The organism is Dactylosporangium sp. NBC_01737, assembly GCF_035963215.1.
Lineage (GTDB): Bacteria > Actinomycetota > Actinomycetes > Mycobacteriales > Micromonosporaceae > Dactylosporangium.
Genome location: NZ_CP109153.1, coordinates 9,307,246 through 9,322,523 on the forward strand (window position 1 = coordinate 9,307,246; position 15,278 = coordinate 9,322,523).

Below are 15,278 nucleotides of genomic sequence, written 5' to 3' on the forward strand. Positions count from 1 at the left end.
GGGCGTGCTCGACGCGCTGCGGGTGCGCGACTTCAGGCTGCTGTGGGCCGGGCGGTTCGTCAGCCTGCTCGGCACGTGGCTGCTCACCGTCGCGGTCCCGGCCTACGTGCTGGAGCTCACCGGCTCGCTCATGGCCACCGGCCTCACCCTCGCCGCGGAGTACCTGCCGCTGCTGCTGCTCGGCCCGCTCGCCGGGGTGCTCAGCGACCGCTGGGACCGGCGCCGGGTCATGCTCGCCACCGACCTGTTCCGGGCCGTGGTGGTCGCCGCGATGCTCGTCGTGGACTCCCCCGGCACCGTGTGGGTCATCTACGCCGCGCTTGCGGCCGAGAGCGCCGGGTCGATCCTCTTCCGTCCCGCGGCGCACGCGTACACCCCGATGGTCGTCGGCACCGGCCCCCTGCTCAGCAGCGCCAACGCGCTGACCGCGCTCACCGACGGCACGGTGCGGCTGATCGGCGCCCCGCTCGGTGCCGTGCTGCTGCTCGCCTTCGGGTTCCCCGTGCTGATCTGGGTCGACATCGCCAGCTACCTCGCGTCGGCGCTGGCCATCTCCCTCACCACCCGCCGTCCGGTCGCCGCGGCGACCCCTACCACCGTCGCGCAGCTGCGTGCCGACCTGGAGCACGGCCTGCGCACCATCGCCGGGCACCGGATGACGCTGTGGCTGCTGATCATCAGCACCGTATTCACCCTCGCCAACGGCTCGCTCAGCGCTCTGCTCATCCCGCTCGGCGTCAACGAGCTCGGCGGCCCCCGCCAGGCGGGGCTGGTCGTCTCCGGGATCGGCGTCGGGTTCCTGCTCGGCGCCCCGCTCACCCGGGCGCTCATCGACCGGGTCCAGCCGCGGCGGCTGTACGCATGGAGCCTCCTGGCGACCGCGGCCGGCTTCCTGATGCTGTTCACCGCGCACGGCCTGGCCGTAGCGCTGCCGGCCGCCGTCGCCATCGGCGTGACCGGGTCGATGTCCTGGGCCGTGCCGCAGACCACGCCGCAGCGCACGCTCCCGAACGATGTCCTCGGCCGGGTCAGCGCCGTCTTCTTCAGCGGCGAGGCCCTCGCAACCCTGATCGGCGCCGTCGCCGGCCCAGCCATCGCGCAGGCGGCCGGGCTGGTCACGCTGACCGTCCTCGCCTCCGGGGTCGCGGCGGCGAGCGCGCTGCTGGCGGCGGCGATGCTGCCGACCCTCGACACCCTGATCCCACAAATAGATGATCAGTGACTATCATCGATCTCTCGCGTCTGCCTACATTGCACCCCTGAACCTCGACTACGGAGGGGAGAACACATCGTGGTGTCTCGCTCGGTTCGCAGATTCCTCGGCGCGGCCACCGCCGCGATCCTGGTGGGGTCGATCGGCCTGACGGCTCCCGCCGAAGCCCACGGCGGCTCCACCATCACCACCCCGAAACAGCTGACCAAGGCCGTGACGCTGCCCGGTGTCCTGCGCCACCTGCTCGCGTTCCAGCTCATCGGCGACCTCAACGGCGGCAACCGCGCGTCCGGCACCCCCGGGCACCGGCGCAGCGCCGACTACGTCGCGGCCCTCCTGCAGCACGCCGGTTACCAGGTCACCCGGCAGCCGTTCCAGTTCAACTTCTGCGACGAGACCAGCTCGTCGTTCGCGCAGACGGCGCCGGTACCGGCAACGTACGTCGAAGGCACCGACTACGACCTCATGACGTGCTCGGGATCCGGCGACGTGACCGCGGCGGTCGTGCCCGTCGACCTCAACCTCGTCGCACCCCGCGTCGCGGTCACCTCCGGCTGCGAGGCGGCCGACTTCACCGCCACCCCCGTGACCGGCCGCATCGCGCTCATGCAACGCGGGGGCTGCCCGTTCGGTACCAAGGTGGCCAACGCCGAGGCAGCGGGCGCCGTCGGCGCGATCGTGATGAACCAGGGCAACGGCGACCCGGCCACCGCACCCGACCGGTATTCGCTGCTGCTCGGCACGCTCGGCGCGCCCGTCGGCATCCCGGCCGTCGGGGTGTCCTACGGCACCGGCGAGGCGTTCTCCACCACGCCCGGCCTGACCGTCCACCTGACGGCCTCGACGATCGCGGAGATCCGCGACACCGAGAACGTCATCGCGGAGACGAAGACCGGCAAGGCCGACACCGTCGTCATGGCCGGCGCCCACCTCGACTCCGTGCCCGAGGGCAACGGCATCAACGACAACGGCAGCGGCAGCGCCGCCCTGCTGGAGACCGCCCTGCAGATGGCCAAGACCAAGCCGGTGAACAAGCTCCGCTTCGCCTGGTGGGGCGCCGAGGAGGCCAACCTCGTCGGCTCGACCTTCTACGTGGGCGGGTTGACCCCGCAGCAGCAGGCGCAGATCAAGCTGTACCTGAACTTCGACATGGTCGCCTCGCCCAACTACATGTTCGGCGTGTACGACGGCGACGACTCCGCCGCACAGGGCTCCGGCCCGGGTCCGGCCGGCTCCGCGCAGATCGAGAAGCTCTTCGAGGCCTTCTTCGCCTCACGGGGCCAGTCGACGAACGCCGCCGACTTCACCGGCCGCTCCGACTACGGCCCCTTCATCGCGGCCGGCGTCAACATCCCGGCGGGCGGCCTGTTCACCGGGGCGGAGGGCATCAAGACGGCGGCCGACGTCGCAAAGTACGGCGGCGTCGCGGACGTCGCCTACGACCCGTGCTACCACGACCCGTGCGACGACCTGTTCCGCGTCGTCCAGAAGGGCGGCGACGCTGCCCTCTACGGCCAGCTGCGCAGTCAGTACCTGCTGGTCGGGAACATCAACACGTTCGCCCTGGACACGAACGCGGACGCGATCGCGACCGCCGTGATCACGTACGCCTTCGACACGTCCAGCATCCCGCCCCGCACCGCCGCCCCGGCAGCGGCCAGGTCGGCGGCGCCCACCGCTGACGGCCAGCTCTCGCAGTGATCACGGGCCGGGCACCGGCACGCTCCGGTGCCCGGCCCAGTGCTGTACCCAACGCTATGCTGGCGACAGTGAGCAGGCAGGAGTCACCGAGGTTGTCGCTACCCGAGCTGCTGGCTCAGATCGCGGCCTCGCCCGTGAGCGGGGCACGTGTCGTGGCGGCCGCGGAAGGCCTGAGCGCCGAATACGCGCGATACAACATCTGGTGCTACGGAAGGAAAGGCGCGGCGACGACCAGCGAGCTGTGGCATCTTGCCGCGCTTGCCGGCAGGCAACTCGCTGACGTCGAGACGGCCTGGACCACGTTCCGGACCGCCCCTGCCGAGGAGGCGCGCGACGCCGAGCGTCTCGTCCTTGCAGCGGAGCTGCAGCGCCTGCACGCGGAGCTGCGGGAGGTCATCACGACCGGCGCCAACACCTACCGCGATCCCGACATGCCGGCGGAGTTCAACGACTGAGACTGATCCCGAAGATCATCGTCGGGTTCAAGAAACCCCCTTCAGGCATCAAGCCCGAAGTCAGACGGAACCTCGGCGGGGGCCGACGGTGGGTGCGGGCAGGCGGGCCTCCGGGACGCCTCGGGCGCGCAGCGCGGCCGTCAGCGCTCCTGGGCCGCTCGGGAAGAGCCCGACCCGCATCCATCGACATCACCTCGACGTGCGCATGCGGCCGTCTCCTCCGCGGCCCAGGCCCGCGGAGGAGACGGCGACGGCGAGCCGGGGTCAGGCCTCCAGCAGCCACCAGGCGACCGGCACACCACCGGCCGGCGCGGCGGCGTTGAGGTGCAGGCGCAGTTCGCCGGTGGCCGGGTTCGGCACGGCCGCCTTCACCCACGCGGCGGTGCTGCGCTGGGCGAGTGCGAGCGCGCGGGTCGAGGCGTACACGTGCAGGCCGGTGACGGTCACGCTGTTCGCGCCGGCGGGCACCGTGACCGTGCCGCTGCGGCTGAAGCGGGTCTGGCCGCGCACGGCGAGGGCGGTCTTGCCGTACTCGTCGGGGGCGGAGGCGACGATGCCGATGCCGCCCGCCTCGCCGGCCACGCCGATGATGCCGTAGCCGATGTCGCTGCGGCCGATGAGGCCGTTGCCGTTCGAGGAGTAGCCGATGACGCCAGCGTCGAAGCCGGTGGCCTCGACGGCGACGGTGGCGGTGTTGCGCACGTCCAGCGTCGCGGCGTCGGACGTCGAGCGCAGGATGGTGGGGTCCGCGCCGGCGTTGTTGTCGGCGCCCTGGACGACCGGGTCGCCGGGTGCGGCGGCGGCCGGGCCGCCGGTGGTGACGGCGGCGGCGACCGCGGCCACACCACCGGCCCCCGCGCCGGTAAGGATGCCGCGGCGGCTGATCCGGTTGCGTGCGTTCTGCTGAGCCATGACGAAAAGCCCCCTCGTGTCGTGCTCATCGGACCCGTCCAGCGTCGCGGCCGGCGCAACGGATATCGAGCGGCAATCCGTCATTGATGCACGTGAATAGTGGTTGATTCACCGTTCAACGAATTGCGACGGTACAGAATCATTCTTATCCTAACGAGAAAGTGGTGGGTACGGCCTGGGGTGGTGTTCCCAGGTTCGTTGCGTATGGTGTTGCCGTGACCGATCGCGTGGCGAACAAGCAGCGTGGCCCGGCGCCGAAGCGCGCCGGCGCCAGCACCCAGCTGGACAAGAGCAAGGCAGAGAAGCGCGCGGCGGCGAAGGCCGCCAAGGCCCGGGCCGTCGCGGCGGAGAAGCGCCGGCGGGTGCTCAGCATCGTCGGTGCCGCCGCGGCCGTGCTGGTGCTGATCGTCGGCATCACGCTGTATGCGCGCTCGGGCGACGACGATCCGTCGACCCCGGCGGCCGGCACCAGCGGCGCCGCGTCCGACGCCGCCTCGCAGCCGGCCGCGTTCCCGCCGCTGCCCGCGGACGCGGACCCGGCGCTGAAGACCAAGCCGACGGCCACCGCCGGCACCGGCACCGTGTCCAAGCTCGTGGTGACCACGCTGGTCGAGGGCAAGGGCGCGGCCACGCAGAAGGGTCAGAACCTCACCGTGAACTACGTCGGCGTCACGTATGCCGACGGCAAGGAGTTCGACTCGTCCTGGAAGAGTTCGCAGCCGCTGGACTTCCAGGTCGGCATGGGCGGCGTCATCCAGGGATGGGACGAGGGTCTCGTCGGGGTCAAGGTCGGCAGCCGGGTCCAGCTGGACATCCCCGCCGCGATGGCCTACGGCGACAACCCCGAAGGCGGCCGGCCGGCCGGTGCGCTCCGGTTCATCGTGGACGTCCTCGCCGCCGCGTGACGACTCGGGCGGGGCTGCCGCCGACCGCGGCAGCCCCGCACCGCAGGCTCACGGCCCGGGTGAGATCCCGGTGCCGACCTTCTTGTCGCCGGTGCCCTGCTTTGCCGGGAAGACCGCCGGCGGCGCCTTCAGCGCGGTGAGCGCGTCGTCGAGGAAGTCGCGCCAGATCGTGCCGGGCAGGGTACCGCCGATGATGCTCCTGCCACTGCTGTCCACGATCGCCTGCTCCTGGGCCTTGTTGCCGACCCACACCGCCACCGCCAGGCCGTTGGACTTGTCGGCGGGGTCGTAGGCGTTGTACCCGACCATCCACGCGTGGGCGTTGGCCGTGGTCGGCCCGAGTTGCCACGACGCGGCCGCGCCGGCGACCTGCCGGTCGTCGTGCATCTTCAGGCCGTAGTGCTGCGGCACTGCCTGCAGCACGCCGTTGAGGTCGTCGGCCATCTGCTCGGTGAAGCCCGGGATGCGCTTCGGGGCCACCACTTCGGTCCAGGTCTTCTTGCCGTTCGTCCACACCTCCTTCAGGAAGTGTGTCCGGGCCGCGAGGCCTCGCGCGGCGAACGTGGCCATGCCGGCGGCCTGGTCGAGCACGGTCACCGGGTACTGGCCGATCGCGACCTCGGTGTTGAAGTACTTCGGGAAGACCGCCTGGCCGTTGTTGCCCGCCACGTCGACCTTCTGCACCTTGCCGTCGACGGTCGCCCACATCTCGGTGATCCCCGCGGCGCGGGCCGTGTCGATCACCTTGGCCGGCCCGACCTTCTCGGCGACACCGAACAGCGGCGCGGTGAGCGACATGACGGCGACCTCATCGAGGGTGCACCACTTCGGGGACCCCGACCTGCACTGCGGTGCGGCCGCGGTGGTCTCGCCGACGTTGCGCACCGGGTTGTTCATCTTGATGCTGCGGCCGCTGCCCGGGAAGTCCTGCGGCGACTCGCCGTTCCAGTACGAGTCGGTCGAGTACCCGTCCATCAGGGCGGTGGCGAGGGTGTACACGCTGAACGGGGCGCCCGGGTGGCCGCCGCAGCACGATTCCTCGCCCGTGCCGAGCACCGGATCGCGGTGGTAGCCGGCGTAGTCGCCGGCGTTGCCGCTGTCGCCGCCGTAGTAGGCCTTGACCGCGCCGGTGCCGGGCTCGACCGCCACGAGGGCGGCCTGCAGGTTCGCCGGCTGCTGGCCCATGTTCGACTCGGCGTTGCGGCTCGCCTCGCGGACCGCGATCTGCTGCACGGTCCGGTCGATGGTGGTGACGATCTTCAACCCGCCGTTGCGGATCGCGTCGAAATGCTTGACGCCGTCCGGCGCGGTGCCCTCGTACAGCCGCTGCCCGGTCTTCGGGTCGGTCAGCGCGGCGACCTCGGCGAGCACGTGGTGGACGATCAGCCCTTCGGGCTTGTCCATGCCGCCCTGCACGTTGACCGCGTTGGCCCGGGCCTCCGCCGCCGTGAGCACCTTGGCCGGATAGGCCGTCTTCTGGTCGGCGTCCTCCGGCGTCACGAAGTGCATCGCGATCATCTGCCGCTTGATCTCGTCGAAGCGTGCGTGGGCCTGCTGCGCGTCGACCGTCGGGTCGAACGGGCTGCCTTTGCCGCTGTTGCCCTCCGGGTTGTCGATCAGCCCGGCCAGGACGATGCCCTCGGCGAGCGTCAGGTCCTTCGCCGGTTTGCCGAAGTACGCCAGCGCCGCGGCCTGGATGCCGTAGGCGCCCCGCCCGAAGTAGATGATGTTGAGGTACATCGCAAGGATCTGATCCTTGGTGTACTCGTCGTTGAGCTTGATGGCGATGACCGACTCGCGCAGCTTCCGCGAGTACGACGCTCCCTCCAGCTCGGCCCACTGCCGCGCGTACTGCTGGCTGATCGTCGACGCGCCCCGCCGCCCGTCGCCGGTGACGTGGTTCCATGCCGCCCCGACCGCGTCGCCGTAGTCCACGCCGTTGTTGGTGTAGAACGTGTCGTCCTGCGCCGCGACGACCGCGTGCTGGACGTCGACCGGGATCTGGTCGATCGTGAGCACGGTGCGGTTCTTGTCACCGATGCGCGCCATCGGCGTCGTGCCGTCGGCGTAGTAGATCGTGGTCGACTGCTCCAGGCTGAGGTCCTCGGGGAGCGCGACCTGGTCGAAGTAGTAGGTGCCCCCGACCGCGCAGAGCGCGGCGACGACGACGAGCGCCACGAGCGACCGGACCAGGATCTTCCGCCCGCGTCCCCGCCGCGCGCCGGTGGCCGCTTCGGCGGGGACGTCGCCGGAAGCCTCCGGCTTGGCGGTGGGCCCGGCCGGTGCGTCGCCGGCAGCGCCCGCCGGCGGCGGTGGGCTGTTCAGGTCGTCGCCTTCGTCCATGTGCCCGCTCCAACCGTCGCGTCGTCATGTGATCGATCGCGGCAGATCATACTGAACCGGGCAGCGCAGGGTGACCCCGCTCACGGCGCGCGGTGTATCGTGCGCCGGATGTGGTCACGGTCCCTGCTGTGCGTGGCGTTGCTGCTCAGCGGCTGCGCCACGGCACCTGAGCTGCCGGAGACGAAGCGGTACACGATGCCGACCGACGCCATGCAGCCCCTGCTGACGTCGGGCCAGAAGTTCACCGCCAAGGTCGTCGCCGAGGGCACCTACCGGCCCACGGCCGGCGACGTGGTGGTGTTCCGTCCCCCCGAGTCCTGGGGTCGCGGGTCCGGGCCGTCGGTGGCGCGCGTGGTCGCGGTCGAAGGGTTCGTGATCGCGTGCTGCGACATCGAGGGCCGGGTGACGGTCGACGGCGTCGCGCTGGACGAGCCGTACCTCGGGGAGAACTCCTCGATCGAGCAGCCGCCGGAAGCGGGCCGCTGCATCTCCCGCCGGTTCGGCCCGGTCGAGGTCGAGGCCGGCCACGTGTTCGTCATGGGTGACAGCCGGGGCATCTCCATGGACTCCCGCTGCCTCGGCGCCCTGCCCACCGACCGGGTCATCGCCGTGGTGGTCCCGTAGGACCACGGCACAGCGACACGCACCGTCAGGCGGCGCGGCGGGGCAGGCGGACGCCGACCGCGGCGAAGCCGAGACCCTGCACGGCGGCGCCGGCGACCTCCAGCCACTCCACGCCGGCGACCAGGCCCGCGATGTGCGTCGGCGGCCACACCATGACGGCGGCGGCCGCCCAGCGGGCGACCTCCCGCGAACGCCACAGGGCGAGGCTGAGCAGGAACGTGCCGACGATGTTGCCCAGGACGAACAGCAGGAACACCCACGTGCCGGCCGCGTCCTGCTGCCGCGCGTCGAGCACGGCGGCGAAGTCGGCCGTGGGCCCGCCGACCCGCGCCATGGCCAGGGTGGTGAGATCGGAGAGCAGGACGGCGCGCGGGAAGCGTGGTCGCGGCGCCGGCAGGTCAGCGCGGCGGGCTGCTGCCGAGCGGAGTCGGCAGGGCCACCAGCGCACCCTTGTCGGTGGACCAGACCGACCAGCCGTCGTACGCCGCCTTCGGGGCCTGGGTCCAGCCGGCCTCGACCTGCCGGCCGGTGCGGGCGTCGAGGACCAGGCGGCTGGTGCGGGTCGTCACGTACACCCGGCCGCCGTAGACGCTGCGGACGCTGAGCCCCACGCCGCTGGTCTGGCTCGACGGCAGCGACCACAGTTTCTCCGCGGTGCCGAGGTCGTAGCCGGCGAGGCCGGAGGAGGTCTGCACGCCGGTGGCGGTGGTCGGGTCGATGGTGAGGCACGCCGGGACGGAGCCCTCCACGACCGTGGCGCCCGTGCGGGCGTTCAGCACCAGCGGGATGCCGGCGCCCATCACGACGAACGTGTCGGCGCGGCCCGCGACGCATCGAGGCTCGTCGCGCGCGTCGACCGTGCGCCGCCACAGCCGCGTGCCGGAGCCGATGTCGAAGCCGCTGAGCTCGATGCCGACGGCCGTGAACCGGGTGGTGAGCAGGACACCGCCGTGCACCCCGACGCCCGTCAGCCGCGGGGGTGAGTAGCCCGGGTCGACGACGCGGCTGGGCAGGCCGGGGCGGATGCCCTGCGTGTACACGAACGGCGACGTGCCGATCGCGTCGGGCACCGTCAGCACGACATACCCTTTCGGGTCGACGCCGATCACCCGGAACGACATCCACGTGGTGTCCGACGACCCGCGCGGGGGCGCCTGCGGAGTGTTCGTGTCGACGATGCGTTGGCGGGTGCGGCGGCTGTACACCTGGACGCGCCGCTCCTCACGTCTCGGGTTGAGACCCTGCTCGGGCACGACGACGCTGAAGAAGAACGCCACGAGCGTGTCGGGACCGCCGTCCTCGACGTCGACGATCACCGTGTGGGAGACGGTGCCGATCCGGTTCGGACTGCCCACGGCGATGCTGATGCTTTCCTCCTCGGCGCCGGTACGCGGGTCGACGAACGTCACGGAACCCTTGCCCTGCTTGGCGATCGACCGGTTGGACAGCAGGGCGTCACCGAGGCCGATCGCGGTCGGCGCGGCCTGCGCGGCGGTGCGGGAGGTTCCGGTGCCGGGCCCGCGCCCGCCGTCGGCGTCGCCGGACAGCAGGCCGGCGACGGCCACGTGGTGAGCACCAGGGTGATGACGAGCAGCGCGACGGCGGTGACCCGCCCGCTCGGCTCCGGTTCGGGCACCGGGGTCGTTGGCCGCCGGTCGTCGCCGCCTGGCTGTTCGGCGGCCGACGCGGCCGCGACCGCGGGCCACGGGTCGGGCGGCGTGAGTGGTTCGGCGGCCGGCTGCGTCTCAACCGGCGGCGGCTCAGCGGGCGGTTCGACCGGCGGCGTTGCAGCCCGCGGTGCTGTCGGCGGAGGGTCGGTCACGGCGGGCCACGGGTCCGGTGGGGTTGGCGGTTCATCGTTCGGCCGCCGGTACCCCGACAGCGCCGGATGCGCCACGGGCGGTTCCGTGACGGTCGTGGCGAACGTGGCCGCGCCGTCCGGCGTGTGCAGCGCCCCCTCGGCGACGACCAGCTCCGGCTGCTCGGGCATCGTCGGCGCGACGCCCAGCAGCCGATGGATCATCGTCGCGACCAGCGGGATCCGGCTCGACCCACCGACCAGGAGCACGGCCGCCACCGAACGCCGATCCACCCGCGAACCCCGCAGCAGCGCCGCCGCCGTCTCCACCGCATGCCGGATCATCGGCGCGGTCAGCCGCTCGAACTCCTCCCGCCCGAGCGGCACCTCGTCGCCGACGATCGGCAGGTACAGCGTCGTCGCCGTCTGCCGCGACAACGTCTCCTTCGCCGCGCGGATCTCGTCCCACAGGGTCGTTCGGTGCCGAAGGTCATCCAGCGTCTGCGGCGAGGCCAGGCGTTGCCACGCCTCGGGATGCCGCTCGCCGTACACGGTGCCGACGTGCCGCACGAGCGCCTCGTCCAGGTCGAGACCGCCAAGGGTGTCGAGCCCGCCCGTCGCGACGACGTCGAACCGCGGCCCGTCCGGGTGCTCGCGGCGGCGGCCCGTGCGCCGCAGGACGGACACGTCGACGGTACCGGCGCCGAAGTCGAACACCACGAGCGCCTGCCGCCGCCGCACCCGGTGACCGAGCACCTCCCGGAAGTGATGGACCGCCGCCACGGGCTCCGGCAGCAGCCGCGGCGCGTCGATGCCCGCGAGTGCGGCGGCCTCGACCAGCACGCCCCGGCGCCGCGCCCCCCGCCGCCGGGAAGGTCAGCGTCGTCGCGGCCGGCGCGTCGTCGGTCACCCGCCGCGCCTCGTCGACGACCCGCCCGAGCACGGCCGCGAGCGCCGCTGCGACGGTGACCTCGGCGCCGCCGAGCAGCAGCCGCCCGTCGTCGATGCGCCGCTTCGGGTTCGGCTCCAGCCCACCGGGCTCACCGAGCGCCGCCCGCAGCGCATCCCGCCCGACCACCGGCGACCTGCCCCGGCTCACGTGCACCGCCGACGGCAACAACGGCGACCCGTCGATGACCACCGACCGGATCCGCCCGTCCGGCAACCCCAGCATCGCGACGGTGTTCGTGGTGCCGAGATCGATGCTCAATCGATGACCGGCCATGCGCCGAGTGTACGAGCCACCGCCCACCACCCGGTGCGGTTCGGCCCGGCGTGGACGGCACGGATCGAAGCGTGCTAGCCGATCTCGCCGACGATGGCAGGCAGGGCACTCGGCTCATCCTTGAGCAGCCATGGCAGGACTGCGTCCCATCGGGCGAACGCGAGTGCCTCGGCAATCATCTTCCGTCTGACCGGCCGTTCGAGGTTGTCGGCGATCCCCAGCAAGGCCTTGGCTCGCTCCGCGGGCAGGTCGATGCTGCGAGCCACGGCCAATGCCCGTTCGAGATCGCCGGTGGCGAGCATCGCAGCGGCGACGGCCGCGAGCGCCCCCGATCGTTCCTCAGCGAACCGCACGCCACGGGCGACTTCCTCGGCCGCAGCCGCGCGCTCAGTGTGACCTGGACTGTATGCCGCCACAGTGGCCAGCCCCTTGGCCCGTTCATAGTCCTGGGGGATCGCCAGGGCTGTCCGCTCGGCGACGTCGACCCAGCCGGCGCTGCAGGCGGGTTCCACGACTGCGGCGAGCGCCCAGCTACGTTCATCGAGATCGTCGATCTCCATTGCCCAGGACGTCGCCATCTCGAACCTGCCACGCTCGGCCAGCGCAGTGCAGATGGCTACCCGCTCGTCGGATTCGGCCTCTCGGAAGATGGCGTGCAGTGCCGGCTCGTGGTCCACGTACGCAAGCGCCGCGAACCGCTGGGTTGGCTGCTCTGCATCCTCGGTGGGATCAGCGTGCTGGATCGCGGCAATGAATGCCGGGTCGACGAGCCGCGCCGCACGATCGGGCAGGCCGGCTTCGACGAATCTGGCCGCAACGACCTGTCGAATCCAACTGTCACCGCCTGGATCGACGGCCAGGGCCAGAGTCTCAGCCTCGTCGATTGCCTGGGCATTTGCGAGCTCCATGGCCAGTCTCTCGCAGAGAAGGTCCGGATCGTAGAGCGTGTCCCGATCGATCGCCTTGGCAATGCGAAGGGCGAGAGCCGTTGCCTCGTCACGACATCCCTGCTCCAGCAACGCGAGAGCGAGTCCCGCCATCGCCTCGACCGGATGTTCCGTCCCGATCTCGTTTCGGCACAGGCGTTCTACCTCAATGGCAACCATCGTCGCGCGATCATGGTTGCCGACGCCGACCAGCCGGTCCGCAACAACCGTTAAGGCGAGCGCGCGAGATCTGGACTCGAGACCACCTGCGATCACCTCGGCGCGGTCAAGGTCTCCCACGTCGGCAGCCGCCTGCACGAGCGCCAGCCACGGCGATTCCGAGAGAGGATGTGAGCGTCGTGAGATGCGCGCCAGGCTTGTGGCTTCATCGATGCCGCGAGTTGACGCCAGTATCGGCACCAACAACGACAGCGCTCGGTTGAGCACGAAGTCGTCATCCATCTGCTTCGTCACATCAACTGCCGCTTGCACTTCCCCGGCACCGATCCACGCCCGCACTACGCTGAGTTGCGCTCCGTTCCTTGCCCGCTCCGGAACGTGCTCCACGAGGACGGCTGCGGCACGCGCATACCCGGCCGCCTTCGAGGCAGGCGTTACCGCCGCGAGCGCAGCAAGTGACCGGCAGCGCTCGACGGGATCTGTGACTGCTCGAAGCATCGTTTCCGCGCTCACGACGTCGCCCGTTGCAGCGGCAAGCCGTACGAACTGGCCGAACGCCCACTGGGGCGGATCGTTGATGACTTCGGGACTCCAGAAGCGCGTGAGGACATGGACGACATCGGATCGCTCTGAGCGGGCTGCGGCGACTGCAATACGTGTCAGCGCCTCGCCGTACTCTCGGCCGAGAGTACGCATTTCGGACAAGATCTCCACCGCGCGAACGACGTCACCGGCGACGGCAACCACCCCCGCGAGTGCTGAGAGTAAATTGTCGTGCAATTCATCATCTGTGGTCACCGCGTTGACCGCAGCGTGTGCCGCATCGGTCAATTCGTCCCTAACGTCCAGGCGACCCGCTTCGGCTGCGATTGCGATTAACCCGTGCAGTGCGGTGCGCCGCTGGTGGAAACGAACCGCTGCGTCCTCGGCCAGTAGTCGAGCCGCCGTAAAGTCGCCGCTGCGCGCGACCTCCTCCGCGAGCAGGATCAACGGATCTCCTGTTGCCGCCTCGCCATGCATCATCGTCCGGGCCAGCATCTCCGCACGTGAACGATTCCCCAGTGCCTCCCAGACGGCGGGGAACTCGTCCGGAATGCGGGCGTTGCGGTACAGCAGGCGTTCCCGGTGAACGGCCAGCCGGCTCATCGCCACTAGATCTGGCTGGTCGGCCGCGAGCAGGACGGCACGGGCGGCTTCGACGTCAGCCAACGCGGCGCTGTCGCTGCCGCTCACGTCGAGCATGCGGTCGTGTCGTTCGCGATCGGCGGCGTAGGCCACCATGCGGTCCGTGTCGCCGATGTCGATCAAGAACTGGACATATCTGCGAAGGAGGAACTCGGGCGCGTCCCGAGGCCAGTGGGCCTGCTGATAGGAGTCGGCCCAGCGGTGCAACGTGTTCCGGAAGCCCTGGAGTCTGGTGGGGCCGAGCGCCCGGACCGCTTGCTCCTGCAGCTTCTCGTGACCGAGGGTGTACACGCTCTCCTCGGGTCGCCACCGTGCGGCGCCGCTCGCGAACGTACGGCCCGTCACTGCGCGTAGCAGGTCCTCGATCTCAATCGGGTCGAGTTCGGTCAGTGCCGCGAGGTCGTTGCCGGTAAGACCGCCACCGGCCGCCACCAGGATGCCCAGCAGGCCCTGCTCCTGCGGGGTACCCCGCAGGAGGTGGCGGAGCTCCCGCTCCATCTCGCCGCGCACGGCGGCGGCGTGTGGTGAGCGTTCGAGGTTCCGCACCACCGACGGGCTCCGCAGCGGGTGTGTGTCCGAGACGTCGAACGGCAGGGGCGGGTTCGGGCGGCCCGTCACGACCACCTTCATGCCGTGCGGCAGCCGTTCCGGCAGGAGTGCGGCAATGCTGTGCGATGCGGCGTCTGCGGTGACGCCACGGTCCTCGTCCAGGCCGTCGACGACCAGAACGAGACGGAGCCCCTGCCTGTTGCACTGGGCGGCCGCTTCGGTCAACAGGTCGAGCAGGTGCGCCTCGCGGGTGGCGACGGTCAGCAGCGCTGGGGGCGGGATGCCGAGCAGGCCACCGAGTTGTTCCAGCAGCACATCAACGAAGCCCGCGCGGTCGTGGTGTCCGGGCCGTCGGGCCGTGACGAAGAACGAGATCACGCGGACGTCGGCGGGCGGGTGGAGCACGAACCAGGCCATGAGCGCTGACTTGCCCGCCCAGGCGGCCGCCCGCCACCACGTGTATCCCGGCCCTGCGTCGTGGCGGCAGAACGCCTCGAGGTCAGCAAGCTCGGCGGCCCTGCCGAGCAGTTCGCCGCCGACCCTCTCCTTCACCAGCTCCATGTACGCCGACCGCATGGGGAGCGTGGTGCCGCCCTCCGCCGCACGGCGGGCAGGCCTGTCGGCCGCTGCCCCTTCGGCGTATCTGCGGGCCGCGCGCTGTTGCTCGCCGGACGCACCCAGTTCCCGGGCAATGGACTCGGCGGTCTCCGGACTCGGGATGGCCTTGCCCGCGAGCGTCGCACTGAGATGGCCGAGGGAGAACGGCGCTGTCTCGGCGACCTTGCGTAGTGACCGGCCGTCGAGGGCGCGAAGCTCGTTGAGGAGGTCGACCAGGTTCCGGTGATCTCCCACCGGCACACCTGAAATCCGAACCGCCATCAGGGCAGGGTACCGAGCACCGCAAGAAGGTTCACCCGTTCGGTGAACGGCTGGCAGCGGGCGGCCGTTGCCGCAGGTCATCGCGGGTGCGCGCCAGCACACGTTCGCCAGACGAAGGCGAACGGTCCAGGCGGTCTTTCGATGGTGCCAACGAAGCCGACCTGTGGAGGACCCATCATGAACGACCGCCGCCAGCTGTTGAGCGTGCGCACAACTCTCATCCTGGCCCTCGCCGCCACCACCGGGGTCGCTGTGGCGGCGCTGACGGTGCTGTCAGGTCAGGACTGGCCGGTGGCACTGCTCGCCGCCGGCGCTGCGACGGCCACCGCCACCGGACTGTTCGACCAGATCATCGGTGACACGACCGACGGCCCGTGAGAAAC

General features: G+C 71.0%; 12 protein-coding genes and 1 pseudogene. 7 read left to right on the forward strand and 6 right to left on the reverse strand.

What is annotated here, in order from left to right; genetic code table 11:
* The first annotated feature begins 4 nt into the window (after nt 1–4).
* The 3 genes from OHA72_RS42475 to OHA72_RS42485 all read left to right on the forward strand — a co-directional run bounded on the left by OHA72_RS42475 (nt 5) and on the right by OHA72_RS42485 (nt 3,369).
* Nucleotides 5–1,222, forward strand: a complete 1,218-nt coding sequence (locus tag OHA72_RS42475) for an MFS transporter (protein WP_327001751.1) — start codon at nt 5–7, stop codon at nt 1,220–1,222.
* A 69-nt stretch (nt 1,223–1,291) separates the two neighbouring features.
* Nucleotides 1,292–2,914: a M28 family peptidase gene (locus tag OHA72_RS42480; protein WP_327001752.1), complete on the forward strand. Its 1,623-nt coding sequence runs from the start codon at nt 1,292–1,294 to the stop codon at nt 2,912–2,914.
* A gap of 68 nt (nt 2,915–2,982) precedes the next feature.
* A complete protein-coding gene (locus OHA72_RS42485) occupies nt 2,983–3,369 on the forward strand; it encodes a hypothetical protein (protein WP_327001753.1) in 387 nt (128 codons plus the stop codon).
* A 264-nt stretch (nt 3,370–3,633) separates the two neighbouring features.
* Here OHA72_RS42485 and OHA72_RS42490 read toward each other — a convergent pair whose 3' ends face one another.
* Entirely contained in the window at nt 3,634–4,281 is a 648-nt protein-coding gene (locus tag OHA72_RS42490) for a hypothetical protein (protein ID WP_327001754.1), read from the reverse strand.
* 215 nt (nt 4,282–4,496) lie between these two features.
* Between OHA72_RS42490 and OHA72_RS42495 the strand changes: the two genes are divergently transcribed.
* The gene (locus OHA72_RS42495; RefSeq protein ID WP_327001755.1) at nt 4,497–5,186 is read left to right on the forward strand and encodes an FKBP-type peptidyl-prolyl cis-trans isomerase; all 690 of its coding nucleotides are present in this window, start codon (nt 4,497–4,499) and stop codon (nt 5,184–5,186) included.
* Between the two features lie 48 nt (nt 5,187–5,234).
* Here OHA72_RS42495 and OHA72_RS42500 read toward each other — a convergent pair whose 3' ends face one another.
* Complete coding sequence (locus tag OHA72_RS42500) at nt 5,235–7,529, reverse strand: transglycosylase domain-containing protein (protein WP_327001756.1); 2,295 nt, start codon at nt 7,527–7,529, stop codon at nt 5,235–5,237.
* A 108-nt stretch (nt 7,530–7,637) separates the two neighbouring features.
* Between OHA72_RS42500 and lepB the strand changes: the two genes are divergently transcribed.
* Nucleotides 7,638–8,153: a signal peptidase I gene (gene lepB, locus OHA72_RS42505; RefSeq protein WP_327001757.1), complete on the forward strand. Its 516-nt coding sequence runs from the start codon at nt 7,638–7,640 to the stop codon at nt 8,151–8,153.
* Between the two features lie 25 nt (nt 8,154–8,178).
* On the opposite strand, the gene OHA72_RS42510 is transcribed toward lepB, so the two are convergent.
* The 3 genes and pseudogenes from OHA72_RS42510 to OHA72_RS42520 all read right to left on the reverse strand — a co-directional run.
* Nucleotides 8,179–8,487: a hypothetical protein gene (locus tag OHA72_RS42510; RefSeq protein ID WP_327001758.1), complete on the reverse strand. Its 309-nt coding sequence runs from the start codon at nt 8,485–8,487 to the stop codon at nt 8,179–8,181.
* A 64-nt stretch (nt 8,488–8,551) separates the two neighbouring features.
* Complete coding sequence (locus tag OHA72_RS42515) at nt 8,552–9,718, reverse strand: outer membrane protein assembly factor BamB family protein (protein WP_327001759.1); 1,167 nt, start codon at nt 9,716–9,718, stop codon at nt 8,552–8,554.
* A 446-nt stretch (nt 9,719–10,164) separates the two neighbouring features.
* Nucleotides 10,165–10,794 (reverse strand): annotated as a pseudogene (locus OHA72_RS42520) (Hsp70 family protein); the annotation flags it as partial.
* Between OHA72_RS42520 and OHA72_RS42525 the strand changes: the two are divergent.
* Nucleotides 10,773–11,168: a hypothetical protein gene (locus OHA72_RS42525; RefSeq protein ID WP_327001760.1), complete on the forward strand. Its 396-nt coding sequence runs from the start codon at nt 10,773–10,775 to the stop codon at nt 11,166–11,168. The pseudogene OHA72_RS42520 and the gene OHA72_RS42525 overlap by 22 nt on opposite strands.
* A gap of 82 nt (nt 11,169–11,250) precedes the next feature.
* On the opposite strand, the gene OHA72_RS42530 is transcribed toward OHA72_RS42525, so the two are convergent.
* Nucleotides 11,251–14,895 carry a helix-turn-helix transcriptional regulator gene (locus OHA72_RS42530; protein ID WP_327001761.1) on the reverse strand — a complete coding sequence of 1,215 codons (3,645 nt, stop codon included), beginning with the start codon at nt 14,893–14,895 and terminating at the stop codon, nt 11,251–11,253.
* 177 nt (nt 14,896–15,072) lie between these two features.
* Between OHA72_RS42530 and OHA72_RS42535 the strand changes: the two genes are divergently transcribed.
* Nucleotides 15,073–15,273 carry a hypothetical protein gene (locus OHA72_RS42535; RefSeq protein ID WP_327001762.1) on the forward strand — a complete coding sequence of 67 codons (201 nt, stop codon included), beginning with the start codon at nt 15,073–15,075 and terminating at the stop codon, nt 15,271–15,273.
* Nucleotides 15,274–15,278: the final 5 nt, after the last annotated feature.